Origin of the sequence: Nitrosococcus wardiae, from assembly GCF_004421105.1 — a bacterium.
Lineage (GTDB): Bacteria > Pseudomonadota > Gammaproteobacteria > Nitrosococcales > Nitrosococcaceae > Nitrosococcus > Nitrosococcus wardiae.
In genome coordinates this window covers 1164484-1189507 of the sequence record NZ_CP038033.1, presented here as the reverse complement: position 1 = coordinate 1189507, position 25024 = coordinate 1164484, and the positions used below count along the sequence as shown (strand labels likewise).

Sequence of the window (25024 nt, the reverse complement as noted above, 5' to 3'; positions counted from 1 at the left end):
GGAACACCACATCATGTGCAATGCCTCAGGAGAATGAATAATGGTTAAAAAGGGAGCACGAATGTTTTTTGCCGGTAGCGTTTTTATCACTCTTGAAACAGGATGTACAGACAGCGATACGGTGGGACCGGCCGTAGAGGCGGAAGGACAACCTGAAAGTACCAAAACAAAGGTGCTAGAAGCGGGAGCCGGAGTTCTGCAACGTGATGCGCCTACGGACAAGCTCAATATTTATCTTGTTGGCTTTCATCCGCTGAAAAATGATCCCCAACACCAATTCGAGGCGCACCATTTCTGCCAGCAGGTTAACGAAGATTTCATGCAATGCGTCCTTTACGATGGCAACACATCCGATGCTAATCTTAATGGTATCGAATACATTATCTCCGAGCGTTTGTTCGACAGCCTGCCTGAGGAGGAGCAGCAGTATTGGCATCCCCATAACGGGGAAATCCTCTCAGGTCAACTTGTTGCTCCCAATCTGCCCGAAGTAGCAGATAAAGAGTTGATGCAAAGCAAAATGAACAGCTATGGTAAAACTTGGCACACGTGGAATGTCACCTACGGCAACGAGTCCAACGATCGACTGCCGCTTGGCGAGCCGGCACTTGGCTGGTCTTTCAACCGTTTCGGTGAGGCTCAGCCAGGGCTACTGGAAAACCGCGATCGACGAATGGGTATCAGCACCGAGGAGCGGCGGCGCCAGCGTCAGGATCTCATCCCACTTGCCCACCCCCAGGCAGGGGTCGATGCGCTCAAGGGCGCTTTCGAAAGACCGACCAAACCCATTCCGGACGTAGTAGACAAATCCACATCTGCCGCCTCTGATCTAAAGAAAAGACCCAACCCCTAACTTGCCCTCCTGGAGGAAACTTTTATGGCCGATGTGATATCTGCTAAATCGGAGCCCTACTGGGTAGCCACGGCGCCAAGTTCTTCCTTTCAACCCCTTAAAGAGGAACTCTCCGTCGATGTTGCCGTCATCGGGGGCGGCATTGTGGGAATTAGCGCAGCCGCCCTCGTAAAGCGCACTGGGCGAACGGTGGCCGTGCTAGAAGCACAGCGCGTCGGCACTCAAGTGACGGGGGGCTCCACGGCCAAGATCACTTCTCAACATCGATTAATTTACACGAATTTAATCAAAAATTTTGGCAAAGAAAATGCCCGCATCTACGCCCAATCCAATCAAGAGGCGATAGAGAAAATTGCCCAATTTATCGCAGAGTACCAAATTGAATGCGATTTCGAACGTCAGGCCGCCTATACCTATACCCAATCCAGAGATAAAGTCGCGGCTATCGAAAAGGAAGTGGAAGTGGCCGCTGAACTTGGGCTACCAGCCTCTTTGGTACGGGAGACATCACTGCCATTTCCCATTGAAGGTGCCATTTGCTTTGATCATCAAGCCCAGTTTAACCCCTGCAAATACCTAAAATCCATCGCTCAAGCCATTGCCGATGAGAGTTGCTATGTTTTTGAAGAAACACGGGTTTTAGATGTAAAGGAGGGCACTCCTTGCGAAATCATTACGGCCAGTGGAAAAGTAAAGGCTAAGGAAGTGATTGTCGCTACCCACATGCCGATCCTGGACCGGGGAGGATTTTTCAGCAAGGTTTATCCTCAGGCTCACTTGGCGCTCGCGGCACGCCTTGAGAACGACAGAGTACTGGAGGGCATGTTCATTAGCACTGATGAACCGACCCACTCCATCCGTACTGCCAATGATGAACAGGGCACTATCCTCATTGTAGTTGGGCCTAGCTTTAGACCCGGCCACGAGACCGATACCGCACAAGGATATAAGAATCTTGAAGCGTTTGTCCGTTCTCACTTTACTATCCGATCGGTAGAATACCGGTGGATGAATATGGATTACCATTCCATGGATGGTGTACCTTATATTGGTAAGCTCCTGCCAACCACCAAACACATCTACGTGGCCACCGGGTTTAATGCCTGGGGCATTACCAATGGCACCGTCGCCGCTCTGATTCTATCGGACGCCGTTCTGGGTAAATCAAATCTCTGGGCTGAATTCTATGACGCCACCCGGCTCAAGCTGGCCGTCTCGGCAAAAAATTTTATTGAGCAAAACATCCATACCGCCAAAGATTTCATTCAAGATCGTCTGACCTCCTATCCGGACAAGTCCCCCTCCGACTTAGCACCAGGAGAAGGTTCACTCATGAAAGTCCAAGGTGAAAAGATAGCGGCTTATAAAGATCCCCAAGGCAAACTACACTTGCTCTCTCCGGTGTGTACCCATATGGGATGTCACGTGGCCTGGAATAATATGGAAAAAAGCTGGGACTGTTCTTGCCATGGCTCGCGCTTTCGCTACGATGGCACTGTCCTCCACGGACCGGCGGTTAGAGCTCTTGAGCCCAAATCAATCTCCTTGCCAGAGAAAGAATAATCAAGATGCCCGTTCAGATTAAAGCGCGGAGGCGATAGAGGCGGGATTTAAAAACTTCCATAACCCTGTTTCCTCTACCCACCGTTCGCCTCCGCAATGATTCGGGTTGAAAGAGAGTAGCGAGCAGGTGTAGTGACTACAGCGCTGTTTGCACTTTTAAGAAGCCGTTACCCTATGTATCACGCTGGCTGCTGCTGCAAGAACATTGTTCATGTTCGCAACCTTGGCCCCTAGCACAAGCCTCGCTGCAGTATAGCCGTTCGTTTTTCTTCACAGCTTGCTCAGCAGTAACAACACATAAGCACGAATCATAGGCACATTTCATCGTCGGACTCTGGGTTTCAGTATTCATTTCCTTTCTCTACCTAGTCTCCTCTTTATAGAAGTAAGAAGCACAGGGCAAAAAATAGTCAAATTAGACGATTGTTAATAACTTTATTGCTCTGCCTCATTTTTCTTTTCATCTGGCATAGTGACCTCCACATCGGGCACGGTGACGGTTTTCTCTTCTTTCTCCACCTCTACCTCAGGCACTTCTATCTGCTTTTCCTCTGTACCCACGTCAACATCCGCTGTATCAACATCGTATTCTGGCATTTGACCAGGCTCTGTTTTAACATCCATATCAACTTCTGGCATTTTACCCTCTTGCGTTTCTTCAACCTCGCAACCAACAAGTAAGAGCGCAAGTGCCAAGAAAAATGCATTGAAACTCAGATTCTTGTAATCCATAGTGTCTCCCATTCGCTTGATTTTCCTACATCCTGGAAACAAGTATTGTGGTAATCTCTCCCTTGCTCCCGCCACAGTACTCCTATCTTTAATTAAAGACTTATCTTGAATAGTAGTACAGGCTAAACATGCCTGCCTGAATATTTAACCTGTTAGACCTATGAGAGAGAAGAAGGATCAGATGGCCAAAAGCTTTAGTGGGGTTGGGGGTTACTGCTTATCTTGCCTTACCTGGGGGCTTTCCTAGGCTTGCTCTCTGCCGTATCAATTCATTTTGCACTTCCTTAGCAGGCACATCCCTAGGCACTAACCGCTTATGCGCGGCCAAGGCCGCACAAACCCCAGCCCCTTGGCCTGTGGCCATGGCAATAGGCATAACGCGGTAGGAGGATAGCGCTTCGTGGGTTCCCGAAATACAACGGCCGGCCACTAATATCCCCTCCACTTGCTGGGGAATAAGACAGCGTAGGGGAATATCATAAAATTCGCCCGGAGGGAGCCTTTTAAGTACCGTACCCGGACCCGTCGGATTATGAATATCCACTGGGTAAGTGCTACGGGCAATAGCATCATCAAATTTTCGCGCCTGCAAAACATCATCAACGGTAAGTTCGTATTCGCCTTGTATCCGCCGCGTCTCGCGGACTCCCACCGTCGTTCCTGTTTGTACCGCATAGGCTTTTTCAAAGCCGGGCACATAGTGGCGGAAAAAAGCCATGATCTGGCGCAGTTGCCGCCGCCCTTCCCATTCCGCATAGGCCAAATCCCAAACGTCAGTACCCCAAACGCGGGTGATGCGGGTCATGTTGACGGCAATCTCTCGCTCATGGGGCGTGGCAAAAAACAAAGCCTCTTCACGCGGCAGATCAAGTTCGCCCGATTCCGTGGCCTTCTTCACCAAATCCCAAAGGCCATGCACCCCACGCCACTGATCGGGATGCTCCCGCACATAATTTTCAAACGCGCTACGCTCAAAGTCCACCATACGACACATTAAAGTCATCGGCTGCACCAGATTGTCATCCTCGCGACCAATAGTAAAAGGCGCCCCAGCATGAGCGGCAATATCCCCATCGCCGGTGCAATCGATGAAGATGCGCGCTTTAATCACTAGCGGACCTGATTTGGTTTCAAATACCACACCGTCCAAATTGCTGTCGCCTATCACGTCAGTGGCTAAAGCATGGAATAAAAACTGCACCCCCGCCTGATCCAACATCTCTAAGGCGATAAATTTAAATATTTCAGGATCAAAGGGCACCACGTAGCCTGTTTCTAAAGAGGGGGAAATGGCTCCTCCCGCTGCTATCAACCGCTGAAGAAAATCCGCTACGGTACCGGCAATCACCGGATCACCCGGCCCATGATCAGTAGGCAATAGGGTGGCTACGCCTGCCTTTTCCTTGGCGGGATGTTGGGTATGAAAGGACATCAGCGGCATGACTAAGGCCGCCGTTGCATTGCCTCCCAAAAAGCCATAACGCTCAACCAGGATCACTTCAGCTCCCGCTTGAGCGGCGCCCATGGCAGCGCCAATACCGGCTGGTCCGCCACCAACCACAAGCACATCTGTTTCTGCAGCTATTCTCGCAGTTCGAGCGGGGATTTCTATTTTTGGTAGCAATAAAGGACGGCTGAGTACAGGCACAACTTAGCTCCTTAGCCTCGAGTCTTCGAGTAGATCAACTTCCCTGCGGGGATACCCACCAATGATGCGATCCTGATGTTCAGGGCGTGCTGTTTCAATAGAGAGGGCTAGAATCAGCTCACTCGCCCATCGCCGCCGCTGTCTGACCGGCACCAAATAGCGGATGGTGCAGTTGGTCCACGCCTCTGCCAACGAGAAATACACTTGCGGTTCGTCTTCCACATCGAATGCCAACCGCTCGCGCTCTAACAAGCGCCGATACTCGGCGGCAGGTTTACGCATCACCGGGCCAACAACTTCCCGGGCGACGCGCCGGAAGATCTCGACGGTGTAGGCGAGATCACTCTCATTGGCGATGGCGAACGCCACTTCATCCCACACATAGGGAAAATCGCGGCTGTAGTTGATGATATTCGAGCGGAGAATTTCCCAATTCGGAAAAGTAATAAAAGCTCCCGTCGGTTGTGCACCAGCTACGTGCTTATCAGGCCCACCTGCCTCCCAGACGGTGGTCGTTAAAATGTCAATGCGGTATACATCACCAAAGACCTCGCCAACGGCAATGCGGTCCCCCGGCCGATAATAGTCTCGCAATGCATTAAGCACCCAGCCGGTAAAACTTTCAATCGGCGTTTGCAGCGCCCACGAAAGCGCCAGCCCAGCCAACCCCACCGATCCCACCAAGGCTCTCGGATCACCCGCAACAACACTGAGACCTGCGCCAATGGCGATTAAGAAAAAAGCGATGCGCACCAGTGCTGCAATCGCTTCACTACGTTCCCACCCCCGAAGAAACCTATGGGTAACGGCGCGAAAGGCCTTGCCTAACAGCCAAGCTGCCACGAGGAACAACAAGGCGATCAGAATTTTCGGCAACAACCCGTAAAAAACGCTTAGAAAATCACGGATAGTGGTGGTCGCCTCCTCCAGCGAGGCCTCCGGATCCGCCTTAATAGGTTGTTTAACCGCCGACTCATTGGGCGCGGGGGCTGTCTTAGTGCTATTCGGCTCTTGGCCAGCCGTTTCCTCCACACCGCCGAACAGCAACAGCAGCACTGCGGTCAGCGCAACGGCTAAAGCCGTTCCTTGCCGAAATTTTTTCAGTCGAGACCGCGCGCCGCGCTCATAAGCGCGGGCATTTACCTTTCTGCGTGGCGAATGCGCAGCTTTTCGTCGTGCCGGCGGCCTTAACCGAATCCGGCTTTTCATTGGTTTAGCTAGTCGCTTCCTTAGGCGTCGCGGCACGGATTGGTCCTAATGCTTTATTTCAAGTAAGACTAGCAGCTTGCTACTATGAAACAAGCATGCTTCGCCGATTACCACTGCCGAAGTAGGCTAGATTTTGCTGTACGGCAGGGGTTTAATGACTCGCCGACTTTGAGCCCCCTTATTGCCTTAACTCTGCCACTTGCTAAGATAAAATGAGTTCCACGAATGATTAGGAAGCTAAAACCCATGACCGAGCAATCGCAACTTGCGCCATCTGAGCGCTTTTATCGCGATACGTTGGTTAAACTGCAAGAGCATAATTATTCACAGTGCAGCTAGTGGACTGACGCCAGTCAATGATAACTGGTTTGAGCGTACGCCCCGAACAAAACTCTATGGTATTGAAGTGAGCTGTATCCGAGTCGAGGAACTGATTTGGTCTAAACTTTATGTACAGGACCGATACCGCTTTGACGGAGCGGAGGTTAATCATTTGCTGTTAAGGCAAGGACTGGAAACGTCTATCGCAACATATGGAACAACATTGGCAGCTTCTTTTGTCTGCATTAGTCAATTTTCAGTTCGTTTATCCAACAGACCGGGATATTGTCCCCGGCTGGCTAATCACGGAATTGCTTGATCGCTATAAGCAGCTGATGAAAATGCCATTGCCCTATCGTAAAGTCTGCCGAGGGCCGCTTTTGAGCCACTCTCAATATGAGATTGACCAACGTGAATGGGGCTATCTTGCCTAAAAATTAAAGAGGAGAAAACCATTGCGAGTTGCTGCCATAGGGGATATTCACCTAGACGAGCATCGCCGAGGAACAATGCAGCTACTTTTTTCCCAGATTTCGGAACAGGCCGATGTCCTGGTGCTTGCTGGAGATCTGACTAACCACGGGACGCCTGCTGAGGCTAAAGTGGTGGTAGAGGAGCTAGCTGGCTGCCAGATTCCCGTAGTTGCCGTCCTTGGAAACCATGATTACGAAAGTAATGCAGCAGATGAACTCCGAGACATTCTCAAATCTGCCCATATTAGCCTCCTCGACGAGGAATCCTTCATCCATGGAAACATCGGTTTTGTAGGCCTTAAAGGGTTTATGGGCGGATTCGGCCGCTATATTTTGACCCCTTTCGGGGAGCTCGACATTAAACGCTTTGTTCAAGTAACCGTGGATGACGCCCTCCACTTGGAAGGCATGCTCTCCAATTTGGAAACCGATCGGAAAATCGTCGTGCTCCATTATGCGCCAATTCCAGACACAGTGATAGGCGAGCCGCCGGAAATCTTTCCTTTTCTCGGTTGCTCACGCCTGTCCCATCCGATTGATAATTTCCAGGTCGATGCTGTCTTCCACGGCCACGCTCACCATGGAACACCTGCTGCTAAAACAGCAGCAGGTGTTCCCGTATACAATGTCGCCTATCCTCTCATGGCTAAGCACTTTCCCGATCAACCCTACCGGCTGGTTGAAGTATAAAACTCTCCAGTTTATCTTGGCATACTTCTTCTGGATTGGACTTTCGTCAGGGGTGGGTAGCCGCTTCACCCAGGTGAGAAATGCACTCAGGATTATCTCGCTTTTCCTAAATCGCCGTTATGTTAAGAGAGGCGACTGAATGGGATCCTGGCAACTCCTCTTTAAAACTGCTTGGAAAACCGGCCTCCCGGTGGATGCCTGGGAGGTCGATGCACACCTTGGATACTATACCCGCCGTCTGCTGGTAAACCAACTCCATACGGATGTGGTGGAAAATGCTCGAAATACCGGTTATACCCGAATTTGGCTCATAGGTATTTCTCTCGGCGGACTCGGCTCTCTTCTCTATGCCCGTGAGCACCCTGAGGCGATAAGCGGTATGGTTGTGCTCGCGCCTTTTCTCGGTAATTCATCACTGGTACGCGAGATCCGCAAGGCAGGCGGTGTTGCAAATTGGAAGCCAACAGCCGTTCAGCCCGGTGATTATCAGCGGCACTTATGGCAATGGTTGCAGGGTTATCTAAACCCACACACTGCACTACCGCGCCTTTACCTAGGCTTTGGGGAAAACGATAAATTCGCACCAAGCAATCGCTTATTAGCGGAAATTCTTCCTAGAGAACAGGTTTTCATCGCTTCAGGTGGGCACAATTGGCCTACCTGGAAGCACTTGTGGCAACGAATTCTTGCAGCAGGATTTTTTAGATGACCCACGACTTCCAGCATAGCGCTGACGGTGAACATAAGGCTCACCTCATTGAATTGGGATGGCTTATTATCAATCCGCTAGAGCCCGTGGAAGAGGACTCCATTTCTCAAGGGCGGACTCGAATGCTGCAATATCTGCAGTATCAATTTCCTCAATTTGAGTGGCGGATGCCCGTTATCAAGCGAGCAGAACCCCCTCAAGACACGCTGGAGGCACCGGCAGACTTATTACAAAAAGGCATACATGAACGGGAAATCCGGCACTGGGACTATGCCTTTGTGGTCACCCGCGCTGATTTAAAAAGCTATTACAAACCCTATGCTCTGGCCATCTCCTCCCGGGCAGTCAGTGTCGCCGTACTTTCTACTGCGCGGCTCTCCTTTCAGTCGACTGCGGATAAAGATAACGCCTTAATGGCTCAGCAGATCTTCGCCCTGGGGATGCACCTATTAGGTGATTTAAATGATCTTCCCCATGAAAATGATCCCCAAGGATTTATGTATCCCCCTCAAGCCATTGACGATCTGGACCAGATGAATAGCTACTCGCAAAAAGAACAAGATCAGCTTGCGGAGGCCTTCTCGGAGGTGGCCGACATTCGCTTGGAGGAACAATCTCAGGCAAGCAAAACTCGGCCCTCACTGTTCTATCTTAAAGTCCTCTGGAATAGTAGCGGCGATATTGCCAACGCTGTTATTCAAGCCAAACCTTGGGAATTTCCTTTTCGCTTAAGCCGCTTAACGGCGGCAGCCCTTTCCACTTTACTGATCCTGATAATTACCGCCGAAGTATGGGAACTAGGAATGAGTCAACCGCCGCCTCTGGTCGCTGGACTCTCCTTTGTGGCCTTGATTGGCACAAGCCTTTTTATTCTAAAACGACAACGGTTATTGTTGCGCCGTAGCAAGCGAAGGTTAACTGAGCAGGCGGTGATTACAAATGTTGCGATTACCATCGTTGTGGTATTGGGTATGATGACCACTTACCTCATGTTATTTTCATTAGCGCTATTTTTAGGCATGGTTTTCTATAACCCAACTCTCCTCCAAGGATGGGTCGCTTCCCTGGAGGGCCATATTTACCTCCAGCATTATTTAGTACTTGCCGGATTTATCGCCTCATTAGGGATACTGATGGGTTCACTGGGCGCATCCTTTGAAGGCCAGCGTTATTTTCGTCATGTGACCTACGTAGATGAGGAAATTTAAGGTTGGCTGTCTTTTTTCCTAAGCCCTTCCCCACGTTGGCGCTTGATGAACAAAATAAAGGCGGCCGGCACATGGACTGCGCCAAAACCGTTAAGAAAAGCTAAAAGAGGAAAAATCCCTTCCGCTTCTTGGTAACGGTCTACCGAAATAATTCCTATCCCCACGCCAATCACTCCTAGGATTAGACGCGTTACCCAACTCTGAGCAGCATTGGCGGTATGAAAGGGTATACGATATTGGGCATAGACTGCTGCGCCTAGCATGATCAAAGTCCAAATAAAGGTTCCTATCATTTCCATGCTACCCCATTCCTCTTACTACCCACTTTGCATTTGATCTCTTTCATTTCGTGTTTCCAAGCAATTTTAGGCGTTTTTCTAGGTTTTATTTGCTTTTTAAGGATAACTTAGGGATAACCCTTATTGTAATAGCTGTAAAAGAACTCTTAATTCTAAATTAAAGAAGGGGACCCTGTTCTAAAGATCTGCCATAGACGCTCTTCCAAAGTCCCTGTCATGTCAGTACCTATGAATAAAATATGAAGTGTTTTAGGAGTACGTCAAAACCTTCACTGAGATACTTATCCTATTGGGAGATCCATCATGACAATCAGTTCAACCTACACTCCAGCTTCCTCCCACGCGATAAGAGTACCGGTTGAAGAATCGAGTGCTGTGAATGTGGGCCAAACGGAGCGCCTACTCTCTACGTTTGGCGGAGGATTTCTGGCATACAAAGGCTTGCAAGCCCGGAGTAAAGGCGGAATTTTGTTGACACTGATGGGCGGCGCACTGATTTATCGAGGGATCACCGGCCATTGCCCCGCTTACCAGTCGTTAAATATCGACACCTCTGAACCGGAAGAAAAGATTTCTCCCATTGAAATTCACGAAACACTTACTATTAATAAACCACGCGCCGAAGTCTACGAATTCTGGAATCATCTGGAAAATCTACCCCAGGTGATGCACCACCTTCAATCTGTAACCACCACCACAGATAAATACTCCCATTGGGTAGCCCGTGCGCCTAAGGGCCTCACCACCCTCGAATGGGATGCAGAGATTATCGAGGTACGGGAAAATGAACTTATAGCCTGGCAATCGCTGCCGGACGCCGATGTAAACAATGCGGGCATTATCCGCTTCCAGGATGCACCGGGTGGACGCGGTACTGAAGTGCATATAAATATTATATATCGCCCTCCTGCAAGTGTAATTGGTACTGCCCTGGCACGACTGCTCAACCCCATCACCTCACAAGTAATCAAAGAAGATATACGCCGTTTCAAAAGCCTGATGGAAACCGGCGAGATACCCACCACCGAAGGACAGCCCCAGGGCGGTAACCTCTAAAGCCATTAAGGAGCACCCTAATGAGAGCACTTTGCTGGTACAGTTCCCATGATGTACGAATTGAGACGGTGCCTGATCCAAAAATTCTAAATCCCCGAGATGCCATCCTTAAAATCACTTTAACGGCTATCTGCGGTTCGGATCTGCACTTGTATGACGGCTACATTCCCACTATGGAAAAAGGTGATATTCTCGGCCATGAGTGTATGGGCGAGGTGGTCGAGGTGGGAGCTAAGGTTAATAATCTTAAACCTGGGGATCGGGTAGTTGTCCCTTTTACCATCTCCTGCGGGAATTGCTACTTCTGCACCCACAGTGAATACTCTCTGTGCGACAACTCCAATCCTAATGCCTATATGGCTGAAAAGCTATTTGGTTATTCACCGGCCGGGCTATTTGGCTATTCCCATATGCTTGGTGGCTATGCCGGTGGTCAGGCCGAATATGTGCGCGTCCCCTTTGCGGATATCGGTCCCATCAAGATTCCTGAAGGCCTAACCGATGAGCAGGTTCTGTTCCTTTCGGATATTTTTCCTACCGGTTATCAAGCCGCTGAAAACTGTACCATTCGTCCTGGCGATACCATAGCAGTCTGGGGCTGCGGCCCAGTAGGCCAATTTGCAATTGTGAGCGCCTATCTGCTCGGTGCCAGCCGTGTCATCGCTATCGATCGTTTTCCGGAGCGCCTGGAAATGGCCAGAACCCAGGGCAAGGCGGAGGTGCTTAATTATGAAGAAAACGATGTCCTAACGGCGCTTAAAGACATGACGGGTGGACTCGGACCTGATGCCTGTATTGATGCGGTAGGTTTAGAATCTCACGGCTTCGGCATTGTTGGCTGGTATGATAAGGCCAAACAGGCTGTACGTCTGCAAACGGATCGACCCACTGCCCTGCGCGAAACCATCCAGGCCTGCCGCAAAGGCGGAACAGTTTCCATCCCTGGCGTCTATGGTGGCGTCATAGACAAGCTGCCTATGGGTGCAGCTTTTAATAAAGCACTAACCCTGAAGATGGGCCAAACCCATGTACAACGGTACCTGCCTAAATTGCTTGAGCATATCGAGCAAGGAGACCTCGATCCCTCCTTTGTGATTACTCATCAGCTAAACTTGGATGAGGCTCCTGACGCCTATGAGATCTTTAGAAACAAACAGCAGGAATGTATTAAGGTGGTATTACGGCCTTAGACCACCTTTTAACTGGATAAGCTGGCCACTATCAGAAAGCACCAAGAAAGAGCCATCAGGAGCAGCAGCCACATCCCGGAGGCGGCCAAATTTATTCTTCAACAGAAATTCCTCTTCAGTGACTTCCCCCTCGTCGCCCAATTTCAAGCGAAGCAGTGATTGGCCGCGAAGATTGGCCACAAACAGATCGCCCTTCCATTCTGGACACGAGAGGCTATTATGCACTGGATCAGTTTTATCTCAGGTCTGCTGATACTTTTATGCTTGGTTTTCGAAATTTTTTGGACCACTCTGGGCGAAGGAGGCGGGCCCTTAACGAACCGCATCACACAACTGCTCTGGCACCTTCTGCGCAGTCACCCTATACCCCATCGTTTACTCTCATTTTTTGGAATTCAAATTGTATTAGCCGTTATTGCTATCTGGATTTGTCTTCTGTGGCTTGGCTGGCTACTCGTCTTTTGGGGGAGTACTGAAGCTGTTATCAACAGCCAGACTCGCCTGCCCGCCGATTTCGGGGCCCGCGTTTACTTTACCGGCTTCACTATTTTTACCCTCGGAACAGGCGACTATGTCCCCCAAGGTAGCTTCTGGCAAGTGCTGACCGCTATCGCTTCCCTCAGCGGACTATTCCTGATAACTTTTACCATTACCTATCTAGTCCCGGTGGTGCAAGCGGCTGCGCACAAAAGGATGGTGGCACTGACACTTTTCAGCCTCGGTAGCACGCCACAAGCCATCCTAGCCAATACTTGGAATGGACGAGACTGGTCCACCTTGGAGCAGCATCTGACTACGTTGATGCCCGAATTGGCCACCTTGAAGCAACACTATGTCACTTACCCGGTGCTGAACTATTTTAATGCTTCTAACTCCTCCGAGGTTATCAGCCTGCGCCTAGCGGCATTGGACGAAGTGCTTACTATTCTTGCCTATGGCCTCAAAGAAGGGGAACAATGCTTCCCACACGGCTTGCTTCATCCTACTCGTCAATTGCTGTCGAGTTGCCTACAGGTTATGGCACGCGCTTACGCGCTCAAGCACCCCCAGAAAATTCCACCTTCACCGAATCTTTCTATCCTAGCCGATCACGGCATGCCCGTAATCACTCAAAAGCAGTTTCAATGCAATTTAGCCCAGTTAGAAAAGCGTCGCGCCCTTTGGCTGGCGCTGATACAAGAAACAGGTTGGTCCTGGCTCAAACAGCAACCCCATACTCACATTTGAAAGCAGCACATCTGTTTGTAATACAGTATCCTATACTGCTTCCTTTATAAAACAGCGCGTTGTGGTGTTTATATTAGGGAGCCCCTAGGGGGCCAATAAAATCAAACCTGAAAATCAACTTACCGCAGGGTTATGGCGACTGATAAGTTTATTGAACCGGCTCTTATCTCCCTCTGGTGATTGCTTCTCGATCACTAACGCAAGCTCTCTTTCCTCGAACTTATCAAACCACTGCTCCCAAGAGATGCCCTCAAGCGACTGCTCGCCGCTGTAGCCGGGAAAATCAATGCGAATCATCCCCACGTCATCGGTGTCTCCCGTACCTTTGACCCGAGCGGGGGTACCCCCTCGCTCTTCAGCCCACTTCTTAATCTTCTCATGGTCTGTCAGGACCATACTCTTCTGCGAGCCTGATGTCTTTGAACGTGCCATAATGCTGTCCCTCTTGCTAAAGCCAATGAGCTGCCGCAATCTACTGCTTCCCAGGGGGGTGAGCTATCCAATCAATGTCGCATACCGAGCGAAAAAGCTGCTAGAAAACTAACCCTTATAAGGCTAGCGAAGAAGCTGCCAAAAATCCAAGAAATCAATCCTACACTGGAGCAGTTTTGGCTGAATGACTCTGAAGAGTAACGGCAAAAGCAAGCGCTATCAGGTGCCCGAGATAGAATGCTTCTCTATTTACCGGCTACCATCATCCCTTGGATTAAAACGGAACCGGTGCGAATATTGCCCCGCTTTTCCACATCCGTACCCACGTCCTCTATCCCCAAGAACATATCCCGCAAATTGCTCGCGAGAGTAATTTCGCTCACCGGGAACTGAATCTCACCATTTTCTACCCAAAAGCCGGCCGCCCCATGGGAATAATCACCAGTCACTAAATTAACCCCCATGCCCATTAACTCGGTCACCAGGAAGCCACGGTTCATTTGCTTGAGGAGAGCAGGCTGATCCCGCTGGCCAGAATCGATGATAAGGTTATGAACCCCACCGGCATTCCCAGTCGTTTTCATTCCCAGTTTCCGTGCCTCATAGCTGCCTAGAACATAGCCTTGAAGCACACCGCCAATCACGATATCCCGGGCTTGGGTAGCCACTCCCTCATTGTCAAAGGCGGCACTACCCAGCGCCTTATGCAAGTGAGGCTGTTCGTGAATGTGGAGAAAAGAAGGAAAAACTTGCTTGCCCAGATGGTCAAGGAGAAAAGAGGACCGGCGATACAGAGCCCCACCCCGAATTGCGGCAACGAAATGGGCAAACAAACGGGACGCCACTTCCGCGGCAAACAGCACCGGCACAATGCCCGTCGGCAAGCGCCGCGGGTTAAGGCGGGCTACCGTACGTTGAGCCGCTTTGGTACCCACCGCTTCGGCAGACTCCAGTTCTCTCCAGTCCCGGGCCGTGGTGTACCAGTAATCCCGCTGCATTCCTGCTTCAGTCCGGGCCACCAGGGCGCAACTCAAACTATGTCGAGTGCTGGCATACCCCCCCAAAAAGCCATGGCTATTGGCATACACCCGATAGCCCTCCCGAGTAGAGAGATCCGCTCCCTCCGAGGTGACGATCCGATTGTCAAAGCCACGGCCCGCCTCCTCGCAGCGACGAGCCACGGCAATGGCCTCTTCCACACTCAATGCCCAAGGATGGCAGAGATCCAGATCCGGGATTTCCCGAGCCATCAGCTCGGGTTCGGCTAATCCCGCGCAAGCATCAGGAGCAGTATAGCGGGCAATACAGGCTGCCTCACGAACCGTCTCTTTCAGAGCTACAGCGCGCAAGTCAGAAGTGCTTGCCGAGCCTTTTCGGTGGCCGAAGTAGAGCGTCACGCTAAGCCGCTTATCATTGTGGTGCGCTACTGTTTCTACCTCGCCTAGGCGAACGCTTACCGAAAGACCAATTTGCGCACCAATCTCCACCTCGGCCGCTGTCGCCCCAAGTGTCTGGGCTTCATCCAGCACCTCTTCCGCCATTTGCTTCAAAGTAGCCGGCTCTCTATTCTCGGGCAAACTCATGAACTCTCCTGGTGCCAAATTCTCGGCAGGGGAAGTATCGCCATTGGCATGTCCACGCTAAGGTAAATTACAACTGGAGTTCAATTTCCTTATAGGCTTCCCCCTGTAACCGAAAGCCCCGCATCTCCAGCACCCCTTTCGTATTCAGGGAAATAATGAGATACAAAGCATCCGGATAAGCTGCCTGGGCCAGATCACTTTTTGAAGGCAAGGGGGGAGTCTCGGGATGGGAGTGGTAGATGCCAAATAACTCCTCCCCCCCCTCGCGCATACGACGCATAGCCTCGATCTGGCCTTGCGGGTCCATGAAAAACTGCCGTTGCGGGTCGGAAGCAATATTGTTTATCGGATAGCAGTTAGAGGGAATGCCATTACGGGCACCAATTAATCCACAGATTTCCCGCCGGGAACTCGCTTGTGCTTGATGCAGCAGTTGGTTAACCATAGTTCGCGGAAGCATTACTTCTGTCATTTGGCTAACTCCTGTGATCTATCTTAGAAATCATTACAGATAGGGCATTGGGGATCCCTGCGAATCCGGATCTCACGCCAACGCATCTCCAAGGCATCGAGCAACAACAATCGATCCTGCAGGCTTTGGCCTATACCCAACAGCAGCTTGAGAGTTTCCATGGCTTGAACACTCCCAATCATACCCAACAAGGGCGCGATTACTCCCGTTTGGGAACAGGTCTCTTCGCTTTCTTCTCCTTCACGAAAGAGGCAGTGGTAGCAGGCTCCGTCTGGTCGCCGGCTATCAAACACCGCCACCTGCCCTTCCATGCGGATGGCAGCACCCGAAACCAATGGCCGCCCTCTCTGAACGCAGGCGATATTTACGGCAAACCGGGTGGCAAAATTATCACTTCCATCCACTACCACATCTGCCTGAGCAACTGCTGCCTCTAAGTCCTCACCCTCCAGCCGATCAGCCACTACTCGCACCTCCACCTCCGGGTTCAAACCTTGGAGGCGACGACGGGCTGATTCTACTTTAGGTAAGCCAATAGCTTCGCTATCGTGCAGAATTTGTCGCTGTAAATTGGAGAGTTCTACCTGGTCAGGATCCACAAGAGTCAACTGCCCTACCCCCGCTCCAGCAAGATATAAGGCGACCGGTGAACCTAAACCGCCGACCCCGATCACTAAGACCCGGGCATTAAGCAGTTTTCGCTGGCCTGCAAGATCAATCTGAGGCAGCAAAATCTGACGGCTATAACGTAAAAGCTGCTGATCATTCATATTGCCACCGATAATGTGCCTGAAGCTTTCGGGTGAGATACTAGCATAATCCTAGAACGGCAGTGGGACGTGCCAAGTAGTAGGGCCACGACGCGACGGCACCGTGCCCCCCCCACAAAGAGGAGCAACCTCCCCAACCAGCCGCCAGTCGTGCAATCGGGCACGTAGCCGCGTCACCTCAATGGGAAAGCAGATCAGCGGCTAGAAAGTCACCATTCATAGCACCTCTCCTGTGCTTCCAAGCGCTCAACTGCCGTTTCCAGGATTATAGGCTACCTCCCGTGGGCATCGGAGCAGGCGAGAATGAAAATGAATAAGTTCCCCTTTATATTCCTAGTTGAGCTCCAGATAATTGTTGTCTATTATTGTACAAAACTTATACAACAATATTTATTATCATGGCAGATCACAGTCCAGACCCCAAAAACCCGCCAATACCTCCTCCCAAGTTCCAGGAGGAAACCCCAGAAGCCCTCTACCCCATTCGCGAGGTAGCCCTACGCACGGGGGCCAATCCGGTGACACTTCGCGCCTGGGAACGCCGTTATGGCCTCATCAAACCTCGCCGTACTCCCAAAGGACATCGTCTTTATTCCGAAGCGGACATCAACCTCGTCCACCGCATTATCACCCTCCTGAGCTCGGGTCTTGCGATTAGCCAAATTCGCCCTTTGCTAGAAAAACCGGAGGCTACCAGTGAAATGGGAGAGGCAATGGCCACGACTACTTGGAAAGAGCAAGCGGAAGCATTACTAGAGGCCATTCACTACTTCAATGAAAACGCTATTGACGCCATCTATCATAATACTTTTTCCCTCTACCCTACTGAACTCACGTTACGGCGGTTGCTTCAGCCTACCCTGGACAAACTGCGCCAAGACCGGGAACGCCTAGAACTCGGAGCCGCCGAAGAAGGTTTCTTCAAAAATTACCTGAAATACCGGTTAGGTGCACGAATTCAGCAGCAAAATCCACGCAATTCTGGTCCCAGGCTTCTTTTTGCCTGTTTGCCCAATGACCATAATGAAATGGAATTGCTGATTAATACTTTTGTTATTGTCAGCCACAACTACCGGGCGCTTCTACTGGGGGAGAACATCCCCTTAACCCAGATTGCCCAAGCCGCCAGTAAAGCAAGATTCCAGGGGGTAGTGCTGCAAGGGAACGTCGCTCCCACGCCCCATATCATCGAATCAGAGTTACCCGAACTTGTACAAAAACTTTCAATACCCCTATTTATTATGGGGCAAACCGCAGCTCGTTTTGAATATGAGATTAGCGCCCAAGGGGCCATTCCACTGCCTATGGATTTTCAACCCCTGCTGGAAAAACTCAATACCCAATTGGTGCATCAGGATTAGTCCCCACAAACAAATTAAACCGCTTGCTCTAAAGAGATATGCACAGGTGTCTAAACGATAGCATCAAGCCAAGAAACCAGGAGGTTCCTAACAGTTCCATTTTTTACAGACGGAAAATAATTTTGCTAAATAAGCCCAGCACTTACACCGGGGTACTTTGACTAAAAGGAGGTGCCCACTGACTAAAACCGCGCTCATTACAGGCGCAGCCGGCGGACTCGGACATAGCCTTGAAGAACGTCTGAGCGGTAAAGGTTGGCAACTTGCCCTTGTTTCCCGTGATTCGGATCGTCTCCAAAGCCTCGATAGGGGTGGAACGGCATTATACCTCACCGGAGATGTCTCCACTGCCCAGGGCGCTGAACAAATCATCACCGAATGCGTCGAATGCTGGGGTCACCCCCCCTGAAGCCCTCGCCCATTGCGCAGGCAGCACCCTGATTATCCCCCTACATCGACCCCCGGAGGAGCAATATCGGGCCTGCCTTGCCGCCAATCTGGATAGCGCTTTTTACACCCTGAAGGCTTGGATTCAGCTTGCCTGCACCATAAACAGGGAGGCACAGCGGTGCTCGTCAGCTCTGTAGCAGCCCGCATTGGGGTGGTTAACCATGAGGCCATTGCCGCAGCTAAAGCGGCAGTAGAGGGATTGGCTCGCTCTGCCGCGACCACTTATGCCAGCCACGGCATTCGGGTCAACGCCATCGCCCCCGGACTTCTGCGTAGTCCCGCCACGGAGCGGTTATTCATGGGGGGGAAAGCGGAAGCGCAAATCGCTGCCCAATATCCTCTGGGCCGCTATGGCAGCACCGAAGATGCCGCTGCTGCCATGGCCTGGCTGCTCTCCGATGAAGCCCAGTGGATCACCGGCCAAATTTTACCCGTGGACGGCGGCTTTTCTGCTTCCCGACCCTTAGTCCGTTAGCAATCCCCATGGCTCAGCCTACTGCTTTGGTCTGGTTCCGCCGCGACTTGCGATTAGGCGATAATCCGGCCTTAGCTGCGGCCTGCGCGCTAGGGGGACAAGTGATCCCTGTCTATCCAGATCCAGACTCAAATGGACAGGTGAGCTGAACTTACTGCCGGCGGCCAAGCCTACCTCCGGCAGCTTGGCTGGCGGGAGTTTGCCTACCACTTGCTCTACCACTTCCCGAAAACACCAGAGAAACCCTTACACGAGGGTTTTACCCATTTTCCCTGGGCCGAAGACTATGCTGAAGCCCTAACCGCCTGGTAACAAGGCAGAACAGGCATTCCCCTGGTGGACGCGGGGATGCGAGAGCTATGGCAAACCGGTTGGATGCATAACCGGGTGCGGATGATTGCCGCCTCCTTGCTGACCAAAAATTTGCAAATCCCGTGGCAAGAGGGGGAGCGTTGGTTCTGGGAAACCCTAGTCGATGCCGACCTGGCCAATAACACCCTAGGCTGGCAATGGGTGGCGGGATGTGGGGCCGATGCCGCCCCCTACTTCCGTGTTTTCAACCCGGTGCTCCAGGGTAAAAAATTTAATCCTGAAGGGAAATACGTACAACAATGGGTTCCTGAACTCCGGAAAATCTCCAAACAACATATCCATGAACCTTGGAAAGAGGCGAGGCAACCCCTCTCAACCCCCGGGAGTTCCAGTGGATATTATCCACTCCCCGGAAATGTTAGGGGTCAAGTCTTGATTTGTGCTTTACTACACATGATAACCTAAAATCCGCAGGTATGCACAGACGGCAATTTAAGTTCAAAGATAAGCTATCTTTCCCACAAGTAGCAAATACCCAAAATTATGTTTTATCGGCAGCCCTGATGATGCGACTAATACGCGAATAGTGAAGGCCAAAGTGTGCACCAATTTCCTTCATACTGTACCCACCACTAGCGTATGCCTGCACAATAGCGGTATCCCTATCATGATACTTTTTGGAAAAGTACTCTAAGGGTTTCGCCACCGGCCGTCTTTGGGCTGAGGGGATTTCGCTCAAATCCTGTTCAGAGTCCAGCTGCCGCTGCATCTTCTCCACAAAGGACGCCGACCCTAAATAGATTTGATTCTTAAGTTGCTCCCAGGGACTGGGTTGATTCTTCCCCTCGGAAACAAAAGCCCGGTAACGTTTTATCGCCTCTCCCTTGCGCCGGGAAAAAGCTGATAATATCCACTTACTGTGCAGCCACATCGGCCCTTTTCCCAGCCCTGCAGTAGCCCGATAACTGCTCCAGGGCCAGTCCTTTGCGCTTCGCGCCTTCCGAGCACGAACGGGATTAAGCACGATGTAGCGCGCCAGTTCTAATAAATAAGCTTTTTTTTGCACAAGAATGGCTTTATAGCGCCCCTGAAAAACATGCCCTACCCGTTTGTGCCTGGCATTAAAGCGCTGAGTGTAGACACCGTTAAGGTGGCGCATCCCCTTGGCCAGGTTGCCATCGGGCGTCTCGACCAAGAGGTGATAATGGTTATCCATCAAGCAATAGGCATGCAGGACCCAATTGAACCGCTCACATACCTCCCCCAGGACACCAAGATATATTTTTCGATCAGCATCATCCTGATAGATATCTTCCTTCCTGTCACCCCGGGAGGTCACATGATAGAGCGCACCAGAAAATTCAATACGTAAAGGACGAGCCATAAGACAAACATTACCACAAAATTTAACAAAAAGCAGCCAACAAGACCTGACCCTAAAATTCCTTCAATAGCCAATTGCTGAATTCGTGGCCAATGGGACCCCTCGATACCGCAAAGCACCTGCCATTCAGCACGTTCAACATCCACTTTCAGCAGGTCTACATCAAGTTCTGGACGCTCCGCAAGAAAGGTCGATAATCGTCGTATGGAAATATTCATATGCTGGGGCCGATCCCACACTTTTCTAACCAGCGCTCGGAATAAAGGACGACCGATGAGGCGTGCCCACCAACGGCTCTCAACTGCTCGGAACGCTACAAACATCTTATCCATTAGTTCGGAATCCAACTGACGAGGGTGAAGGGTAGAGTTTCCTGGCACTAAGGGGTAGTAACTCAACTCTCCCTCCCCATCGAAGTCAGCAACTCCCTCCAGAAACATTTCTACCGACTGACCTTGCAGGTTCTTCTTCAGAATCTCAAAGGTAGGAGGAGCTGGCTCAAAGCAGAAGATCCGAGCTTGCGGGTAAGTACGAAGCACGCGCCAGGCAAAGAGCCCTATATTGGCTCCTACATCCAGGACCACGGGCTTTTCCGGCAGAGGGTCGAGAGAGCCCAGATAGCAGTCCTCTTCAAAAATTTCTTGATAGATATAGTGGGCTTCAGCCGGGCTGGGAGCCAGAATCTATCGAAACGGATCAAACGAGGTATCTCTCAGTACATGTTACCTGCTCGCCGAACCTGCCAGGCCAGAGCAAGGGGGCGGAAGGGGGACTCCAAAAGAAGAACACAACTAAGTTTAGAGGCTCTAGATACCAATGAACAGATTACATGACCCACTATTGTCAATGGTAGTTGAAAATCGACACCCAGTAAGACCAACCCACCCCACCGAAATTAGACAGACGAAACAACATAATATAATGCGGAAGATGGGGACTCTTCCTATGCATAAACCTCCCATAACTTTGGCGTAAGAAAACCAGGTCCTCCTGGTGAATGTGCTCCAATATATCGCTCCCAAACCTACTGGCTAAGGGAAAAACCGTTGAGAGTCAAAATGTGCTTACAGTGCGGTTAAAGTGTGGTAAAGTGACGTTGCGTGTGGGATAGTGAGGATAGATGCGATAAGGGGGATCTATGGCCCTATCTGACGAATTAAAACAACGTACTCAGGCCCGTGGCGGCCAACGGGGCGATGGGCGGCAAGCATTTTTAGCTCAACGCCGTGAGATCGCCCGGGCGTTGAAAGACGGCTACCCGGCCAAAACCGTGTGGGCGCTGCTGCACGAGAAAGGAACCATGCCAGTCCAGTATCGGACCTTTATGGAATATGTGAACCGTTACCTCAAGGACTGCGAGCAGCCACAGCAGACACGTCCTTCTGAAAAACCGCCCTCACCGCCCCTGAACAAACCCAAGAAAGCAGTCAAACCAGCTAAAAAATCCTTGACCAAACGCTTTAAGTTTGACGCGAGAGGCAAAAGCAAAGAAGATCTCATTTAGGAGAGTACCCCATGGCACGAGCGCATTTTACCCTGCAAGGAAAAGGCGGCGTTGGCAAAAGTCTGGTCTCCGCGCTGATTGCCCAGCATCGCCAAGAAAATCACGTTCCCCTGATCTGTGTGGATACCGACCCGGTAAATGCCACTTTTTCCGGTTATACGGCTTTTTCGGTCAAGCGGATAGAGTTATTAAAAGAGAACACGATTGATGAGCGGGAATTTGATCGGCTCATGGAACTCATCGCGGAAAACCGGGATGCGGAAGTAGTCATCGATAATGGAGCGTCCAGCTTTATCCCCCTGTCCTCCTATCTGGTGGAGAACGAGGCAATAGACATGCTCCAGGCTCTCGGCCACTCGGTCGTCATTCACCCGGTAGTCACCGGCGGTCAATCGCTGCTCGATACCCTCTCCGGCTTTGATGCCCTCGCCAGCCAATTTCCAGCCTCAGCGGAAATGGTGGTATGGCTGAATCACTATTTCGGTCCTATTGAAAAAGAAGGCAAGACTTTCGAGAAAATGAAAGTTTTCCAGGACCACCAAGGACGGGTAAAGGGGATTGTGACGATTGACCGCTATAACCAGGCAACCTTTGGGGAAGACGTGCAACAAATGCTCGAAGACCGGATGACCTTTAATCAGGCAATTGAGTCCGAGCACTTTAAACTCATGTCCAAACACCGCCTCAAAATAATGAAAAAGTCTCTGTTTGAGCAAATGGACCGGGTATTAGGGGTGCCAGAAAAGGAAAAGCCTATAGCTGCAAAACCCGCCACGGCAAAGCCTGCGGCAAAAGCCGCGACGGCAACGGCCGAAGCGGCAAAAAAACGGAAAAAACCGAGCAGTGCCTCTAAAACTTGATTAGAAGGAAGGGAAAAGAAACCTTAGGCTCTTGCAGCCAACCCATAATGCCCGACTAAGGCGAGTCATCTAGGTTGGCTGCTAAGCCAAGCTCTTATTTTGCTTCCACTTGAATATCCACGTTCGCTCCCTGGGTAATGGTATTAAACACCGGCGAGTACTCGGTTAATTTTTTAAGGCGTTCCATATTATCCACATCAGCCTTAACCTTAAAGCTCACCCGGATGTCGCTAAAGCCCTTCGGGACATCATTAGAAAGCCCCAAAAAACCACGCAGATCAATATCGCCTTCAATCTCAGACTCCAGTTCCTCAATGTGGATGCCCCGCACTGCGGCATGAGCCACCATGCTGGTGGTGACACAAGCGGCTAGGGCGTTAAGCAGATATTCCACCGGATTGGCGCCCTCATCACCCCCCGCCAATAGAGGGGGTTCGTCTGCATGCAGTACAAACGCTTGTTTGTGTGCTATTTCTTGCTTGGCACCGTAGAAACCAGTAATCGTGCTGGAATTATGGTTACCCCCTAGCCATGTATTGCGCGCGCGGAATTTGCATTGCCCTAGAGCAGGCTCCTGCTCGATAGCATGAACAGTTCCTTGCAGAATATCCATATTGATGCCATTGGCATACACGCTGTTGGTGAGGGTTTGCTCCTGCTGATTCGTTGTCTGAGTGGTCATTGGCTTTCTCCTAATAAAGAGGTCGATTTTCAGTGGGCCGCCTAGGTGGTGTAACAATCTGGAAGCGACTTGAGATACACAATAAACCTTGACAAGCGGTTACATAAGATGGATTGTGGCCAATAACGGGGCATTTGTGCCACTAATTAAAGAATCTACCCGCAGAGAAGAGTCCGAGACCTTCCGACTTCAGATAAGGGCTCTCCTCTAAGGGTATTCCTGGATAGAACTCCCGTGAGCATAAAAATAAACTTACACTTAAGAGCCTCTTTAATGTCGCCTGGCCACGAGGCGGAAAATTCGTGGTATTTGGCCTTCCCAATAGCCCGGATCCCCCTCATTTCTTCCGGGCTATTTTTTTTATGGGCCCCCGGTGCTCCAGTCAGCAAAGGCAATCGTTATGGCAGGTTCCAATAAGGGCCCAATAGAAACCTTGATTGTCGCCGTACCAGAGACTGCGGGCTCCGCCCTATACGGGATGGTGGATGTACTCCTAGCAGCCGGAAATATATGGCAGACTCTGGTGCGCACAGAACCGGAACAGAGGCTATTCCAAATCCGCATCGTCGCCCCCACTAGGGAAGCCTTCAAATGCGGTCATGGTATTCCAGTTGCCCCTGATTTCTCGGTCGCGGACAATCCCAAGGCCCGAATCTTGATATTGCCTGAGCTCTGGCTAGGTCCGGACGAGGACCTACATGGGCGCTATCCAGAACTCATGGAGTGGATCTGCCGTAAGTATAAAGAAGGCACCCTGCTTTACTCTGCCTGCTCCGGTACAGTGATGCTGGCCGAAACCGGTTTGCTCGATGGTTGCGAGGCCACTTCCCACTGGGGCTATCAAGATCTTTTCGGTAAACGATATCCGAAAATCCGTTTCCGTCCAGAACCGAACCTTGTTTTTGCCGATCCGGCAGGCCGGATCGTCACTGCCGGCGGCACCACTTCTTGGCACGATCTTGCCATCCACATCATCTCGCGCCATTGCAGTCCGGGAGAAGCACTGCGTATTGCCAAAGTGTATCTTCTGAAATGGCACGGGGAAGGCCAATTACCCTATGCCACTCTGGTGCGCAGAAATCCCCATGCCGATTCTGTGGTGCGGACCTGCGAGCAATGGCTTAGCCACCATTTCCGAGAAACAGACGCCATCAGGCAGGTGATCGAGTTATCCAAAATCCCCGAACGCACCCTGAAGCGGCGCTTCAAGGCAGCTACCGGCTCTACGCTTATCGAATACTTACAGAACTTGCGCGTGGAAGAGGCAAAGCGCCTACTCGAATCTGGATCAATGCCTGTAGACGAAATCAGTGTGGAAGTCGGTTACGAAGACCCCTCTTTCTTCCGGAGGCTGTTCAAACGATTAACCGGCCTTTCCCCGAGTCAGTATCGCCGCATGTTCCAACCGGTTTTCAGAGCTTCAGAGACCATAGAGTGATTACAGTAATCTCCTTTTCTGGCTGTACCAATAGGGTCAGGTCTTAATTAGCATCCAATGGGATCAGGTGTTGCTTAATACGTATCTGCGATCTTAGTAATAGACCAGATATGCAAATAAAGA

27 protein-coding genes and 2 pseudogenes are annotated in these 25024 nt (G+C 50.9%); 16 read left to right on the top strand and 13 right to left on the bottom strand.

Annotated elements, in window-relative coordinates; translation table 11 throughout:
- The first annotated feature begins 40 nt into the window (after positions 1-40).
- Positions 41-853, top strand: coding sequence for an OBAP family protein (locus E3U44_RS05825; RefSeq protein WP_240761740.1), 813 nt, complete (start codon positions 41-43; stop codon positions 851-853).
- A 24-nt stretch (positions 854-877) separates the two neighbouring features.
- Positions 878-2416 carry an FAD-dependent oxidoreductase gene (locus E3U44_RS05820; protein WP_134357109.1) on the top strand — a complete coding sequence of 513 codons (1539 nt, stop codon included), beginning with the start codon at positions 878-880 and terminating at the stop codon, positions 2414-2416.
- A 172-nt stretch (positions 2417-2588) separates the two neighbouring features.
- Here E3U44_RS05820 and E3U44_RS05815 read toward each other — a convergent pair whose 3' ends face one another.
- The 4 genes from E3U44_RS05815 to E3U44_RS05800 form a co-directional block, all read right to left on the bottom strand.
- Entirely contained in the window at positions 2589-2741 is a 153-nt protein-coding gene (locus E3U44_RS05815; RefSeq protein ID WP_240761804.1) for a metallothionein, read from the bottom strand.
- A gap of 110 nt (positions 2742-2851) precedes the next feature.
- Positions 2852-3148, bottom strand: coding sequence for a hypothetical protein (locus tag E3U44_RS05810; protein ID WP_134357106.1), 297 nt, complete (start codon positions 3146-3148; stop codon positions 2852-2854).
- 217 nt (positions 3149-3365) lie between these two features.
- The gene (locus E3U44_RS05805; RefSeq protein ID WP_134357104.1) at positions 3366-4796 is read right to left on the bottom strand and encodes an FAD-dependent oxidoreductase; all 1431 of its coding nucleotides are present in this window, start codon (positions 4794-4796) and stop codon (positions 3366-3368) included.
- A gap of 3 nt (positions 4797-4799) precedes the next feature.
- On the bottom strand, positions 4800-6005 hold the full coding sequence (locus E3U44_RS05800; protein WP_240761739.1) for a mechanosensitive ion channel family protein: 1206 nt from the start codon (positions 6003-6005) through the stop codon (positions 4800-4802).
- 533 nt (positions 6006-6538) lie between these two features.
- Here E3U44_RS05800 and E3U44_RS05795 point away from each other — a divergent pair.
- The 4 genes from E3U44_RS05795 (at position 6539) to E3U44_RS05780 (ending at position 9406) form a co-directional block, all read left to right on the top strand.
- Positions 6539-6760, top strand: coding sequence for a hypothetical protein (locus tag E3U44_RS05795; protein WP_134357100.1), 222 nt, complete (start codon positions 6539-6541; stop codon positions 6758-6760).
- A gap of 21 nt (positions 6761-6781) precedes the next feature.
- Positions 6782-7489 (top strand): metallophosphoesterase family protein, encoded by a 708-nt coding sequence (locus tag E3U44_RS05790; protein ID WP_134357099.1) that lies wholly within the window; start codon positions 6782-6784, stop codon positions 7487-7489.
- Positions 7490-7628: 139 nt separating this feature from the next.
- Positions 7629-8198 carry an alpha/beta fold hydrolase gene (locus E3U44_RS05785; RefSeq protein WP_134357097.1) on the top strand — a complete coding sequence of 190 codons (570 nt, stop codon included), beginning with the start codon at positions 7629-7631 and terminating at the stop codon, positions 8196-8198.
- On the top strand, positions 8195-9406 hold the full coding sequence (locus E3U44_RS05780; protein WP_134357096.1) for a hypothetical protein: 1212 nt from the start codon (positions 8195-8197) through the stop codon (positions 9404-9406). The genes E3U44_RS05785 and E3U44_RS05780 overlap by 4 nt, the downstream gene beginning before the upstream one ends.
- Here E3U44_RS05780 and E3U44_RS05775 read toward each other — a convergent pair.
- On the bottom strand, positions 9403-9705 hold the full coding sequence (locus tag E3U44_RS05775) for a hypothetical protein (protein ID WP_134357095.1): 303 nt from the start codon (positions 9703-9705) through the stop codon (positions 9403-9405). The genes E3U44_RS05780 and E3U44_RS05775 overlap by 4 nt on opposite strands.
- Positions 9706-10008: 303 nt before the next feature.
- On the opposite strand from E3U44_RS05775, the gene E3U44_RS05770 reads away from it, so the two are divergent.
- Both E3U44_RS05770 and E3U44_RS05765 read left to right on the top strand, forming a co-directional pair.
- Positions 10009-10761, top strand: coding sequence for a YgaP-like transmembrane domain (locus E3U44_RS05770; protein WP_134357093.1), 753 nt, complete (start codon positions 10009-10011; stop codon positions 10759-10761).
- Positions 10762-10781: 20 nt separating this feature from the next.
- A complete protein-coding gene (locus tag E3U44_RS05765) occupies positions 10782-11951 on the top strand; it encodes a zinc-dependent alcohol dehydrogenase (protein WP_134357092.1) in 1170 nt (389 codons plus the stop codon).
- Here E3U44_RS05765 and E3U44_RS05760 read toward each other — a convergent pair.
- On the bottom strand, positions 11940-12176 hold the full coding sequence (locus E3U44_RS05760; RefSeq protein WP_134357091.1) for a PQQ-dependent sugar dehydrogenase: 237 nt from the start codon (positions 12174-12176) through the stop codon (positions 11940-11942). The genes E3U44_RS05765 and E3U44_RS05760 overlap by 12 nt on opposite strands.
- Between E3U44_RS05760 and E3U44_RS05755 the strand changes: the two genes are divergently transcribed.
- Positions 12171-13178, top strand: coding sequence for a potassium channel family protein (locus E3U44_RS05755; RefSeq protein ID WP_134357089.1), 1008 nt, complete (start codon positions 12171-12173; stop codon positions 13176-13178). The genes E3U44_RS05760 and E3U44_RS05755 overlap by 6 nt on opposite strands.
- 114 nt (positions 13179-13292) lie before the next feature.
- On the opposite strand, the gene E3U44_RS05750 is transcribed toward E3U44_RS05755, so the two are convergent.
- The 4 genes from E3U44_RS05750 to E3U44_RS05735 form a co-directional block, all read right to left on the bottom strand.
- On the bottom strand, positions 13293-13610 hold the full coding sequence (locus E3U44_RS05750) for a hypothetical protein (protein WP_206054905.1): 318 nt from the start codon (positions 13608-13610) through the stop codon (positions 13293-13295).
- Between the two features lie 245 nt (positions 13611-13855).
- Positions 13856-15193 (bottom strand): metalloprotease PmbA, encoded by a 1338-nt coding sequence (gene pmbA, locus E3U44_RS05745; RefSeq protein WP_166805001.1) that lies wholly within the window; start codon positions 15191-15193, stop codon positions 13856-13858.
- Between the two features lie 67 nt (positions 15194-15260).
- A complete protein-coding gene (locus E3U44_RS05740; RefSeq protein ID WP_134357088.1) occupies positions 15261-15665 on the bottom strand; it encodes a M67 family metallopeptidase in 405 nt (134 codons plus the stop codon).
- Positions 15666-15688: 23 nt separating this feature from the next.
- Entirely contained in the window at positions 15689-16435 is a 747-nt protein-coding gene (locus tag E3U44_RS05735) for a HesA/MoeB/ThiF family protein (protein ID WP_134357087.1), read from the bottom strand.
- Between the two features lie 398 nt (positions 16436-16833).
- Between E3U44_RS05735 and E3U44_RS05730 the strand changes: the two genes are divergently transcribed.
- The 4 genes and pseudogenes from E3U44_RS05730 to E3U44_RS05715 form a co-directional block, all read left to right on the top strand.
- Positions 16834-17796, top strand: coding sequence for a MerR family transcriptional regulator (locus tag E3U44_RS05730; protein WP_134357085.1), 963 nt, complete (start codon positions 16834-16836; stop codon positions 17794-17796).
- Between the two features lie 157 nt (positions 17797-17953).
- Positions 17954-18721 (top strand): annotated as a pseudogene (locus E3U44_RS05725) (SDR family NAD(P)-dependent oxidoreductase).
- Positions 18722-18729: 8 nt separating this feature from the next.
- On the top strand, positions 18730-18870 hold the full coding sequence (locus E3U44_RS05720) for a deoxyribodipyrimidine photo-lyase (RefSeq protein ID WP_134357084.1): 141 nt from the start codon (positions 18730-18732) through the stop codon (positions 18868-18870).
- 10 nt (positions 18871-18880) lie between these two features.
- A pseudogene (locus tag E3U44_RS05715) lies at positions 18881-19498 on the top strand (FAD-binding domain-containing protein); the annotation flags it as partial.
- 76 nt (positions 19499-19574) lie between these two features.
- Here E3U44_RS05715 and E3U44_RS05710 read toward each other — a convergent pair.
- The gene (locus E3U44_RS05710; protein WP_134357082.1) at positions 19575-20417 is read right to left on the bottom strand and encodes a transposase; all 843 of its coding nucleotides are present in this window, start codon (positions 20415-20417) and stop codon (positions 19575-19577) included.
- Positions 20369-21001, bottom strand: coding sequence for an FkbM family methyltransferase (locus E3U44_RS05705; RefSeq protein ID WP_166805000.1), 633 nt, complete (start codon positions 20999-21001; stop codon positions 20369-20371). Before E3U44_RS05705 ends, E3U44_RS05710 begins: the two co-directional genes overlap by 49 nt.
- Before the next feature lie 554 nt (positions 21002-21555).
- Between E3U44_RS05705 and E3U44_RS05700 the strand changes: the two genes are divergently transcribed.
- Positions 21556-21921, top strand: coding sequence for a TraK family protein (locus tag E3U44_RS05700; protein ID WP_134357079.1), 366 nt, complete (start codon positions 21556-21558; stop codon positions 21919-21921).
- 11 nt (positions 21922-21932) lie between these two features.
- The gene (locus E3U44_RS05695; protein WP_134357078.1) at positions 21933-22781 is read left to right on the top strand and encodes a P-loop NTPase family protein; all 849 of its coding nucleotides are present in this window, start codon (positions 21933-21935) and stop codon (positions 22779-22781) included.
- A gap of 94 nt (positions 22782-22875) precedes the next feature.
- Here E3U44_RS05695 and E3U44_RS05690 read toward each other — a convergent pair whose 3' ends face one another.
- A complete protein-coding gene (locus tag E3U44_RS05690) occupies positions 22876-23463 on the bottom strand; it encodes an OsmC family protein (RefSeq protein ID WP_134357077.1) in 588 nt (195 codons plus the stop codon).
- A 400-nt stretch (positions 23464-23863) separates the two neighbouring features.
- Here E3U44_RS05690 and E3U44_RS05685 point away from each other — a divergent pair, with 400 nt between their 5' ends.
- On the top strand, positions 23864-24901 hold the full coding sequence (locus E3U44_RS05685; protein ID WP_134357075.1) for a GlxA family transcriptional regulator: 1038 nt from the start codon (positions 23864-23866) through the stop codon (positions 24899-24901).
- The last annotated feature ends 123 nt before the right edge of the window (positions 24902-25024 follow it).

Coding starts and splice junctions, on each gene's coding strand:
- E3U44_RS05825 (WP_240761740.1), top strand. CDS start 41: ATGGTTAAAAAGGGAGCACGAATGTTTTTTGCCGGTAGCGTTTTTATC.
- E3U44_RS05820 (WP_134357109.1), top strand. CDS start 878: ATGGCCGATGTGATATCTGCTAAATCGGAGCCCTACTGGGTAGCCACG.
- E3U44_RS05815 (WP_240761804.1), bottom strand. CDS start 2,741: ATGAAATGTGCCTATGATTCGTGCTTATGTGTTGTTACTGCTGAGCAA.
- E3U44_RS05810 (WP_134357106.1), bottom strand. CDS start 3,148: ATGGATTACAAGAATCTGAGTTTCAATGCATTTTTCTTGGCACTTGCG.
- E3U44_RS05800 (WP_240761739.1), bottom strand. CDS start 6,005: ATGAAAAGCCGGATTCGGTTAAGGCCGCCGGCACGACGAAAAGCTGCG.
- E3U44_RS05795 (WP_134357100.1), top strand. CDS start 6,539: ATGGAACAACATTGGCAGCTTCTTTTGTCTGCATTAGTCAATTTTCAG.
- E3U44_RS05785 (WP_134357097.1), top strand. CDS start 7,629: ATGGGATCCTGGCAACTCCTCTTTAAAACTGCTTGGAAAACCGGCCTC.
- E3U44_RS05780 (WP_134357096.1), top strand. CDS start 8,195: ATGACCCACGACTTCCAGCATAGCGCTGACGGTGAACATAAGGCTCAC.
- E3U44_RS05775 (WP_134357095.1), bottom strand. CDS start 9,705: ATGGAAATGATAGGAACCTTTATTTGGACTTTGATCATGCTAGGCGCA.
- E3U44_RS05770 (WP_134357093.1), top strand. CDS start 10,009: ATGACAATCAGTTCAACCTACACTCCAGCTTCCTCCCACGCGATAAGA.
- E3U44_RS05765 (WP_134357092.1), top strand. CDS start 10,782: ATGAGAGCACTTTGCTGGTACAGTTCCCATGATGTACGAATTGAGACG.
- E3U44_RS05755 (WP_134357089.1), top strand. CDS start 12,171: ATGCACTGGATCAGTTTTATCTCAGGTCTGCTGATACTTTTATGCTTG.
- E3U44_RS05750 (WP_206054905.1), bottom strand. CDS start 13,610: ATGGCACGTTCAAAGACATCAGGCTCGCAGAAGAGTATGGTCCTGACA.
- pmbA (WP_166805001.1), bottom strand. CDS start 15,193: ATGAGTTTGCCCGAGAATAGAGAGCCGGCTACTTTGAAGCAAATGGCG.
- E3U44_RS05740 (WP_134357088.1), bottom strand. CDS start 15,665: ATGACAGAAGTAATGCTTCCGCGAACTATGGTTAACCAACTGCTGCAT.
- E3U44_RS05735 (WP_134357087.1), bottom strand. CDS start 16,435: ATGAATGATCAGCAGCTTTTACGTTATAGCCGTCAGATTTTGCTGCCT.
- E3U44_RS05730 (WP_134357085.1), top strand. CDS start 16,834: ATGGCAGATCACAGTCCAGACCCCAAAAACCCGCCAATACCTCCTCCC.
- E3U44_RS05720 (WP_134357084.1), top strand. CDS start 18,730: ATGGCTCAGCCTACTGCTTTGGTCTGGTTCCGCCGCGACTTGCGATTA.
- E3U44_RS05710 (WP_134357082.1), bottom strand. CDS start 20,417: ATGGCTCGTCCTTTACGTATTGAATTTTCTGGTGCGCTCTATCATGTG.
- E3U44_RS05700 (WP_134357079.1), top strand. CDS start 21,556: ATGGCCCTATCTGACGAATTAAAACAACGTACTCAGGCCCGTGGCGGC.
- E3U44_RS05695 (WP_134357078.1), top strand. CDS start 21,933: ATGGCACGAGCGCATTTTACCCTGCAAGGAAAAGGCGGCGTTGGCAAA.
- E3U44_RS05690 (WP_134357077.1), bottom strand. CDS start 23,463: ATGACCACTCAGACAACGAATCAGCAGGAGCAAACCCTCACCAACAGC.
- E3U44_RS05685 (WP_134357075.1), top strand. CDS start 23,864: ATGGCAGGTTCCAATAAGGGCCCAATAGAAACCTTGATTGTCGCCGTA.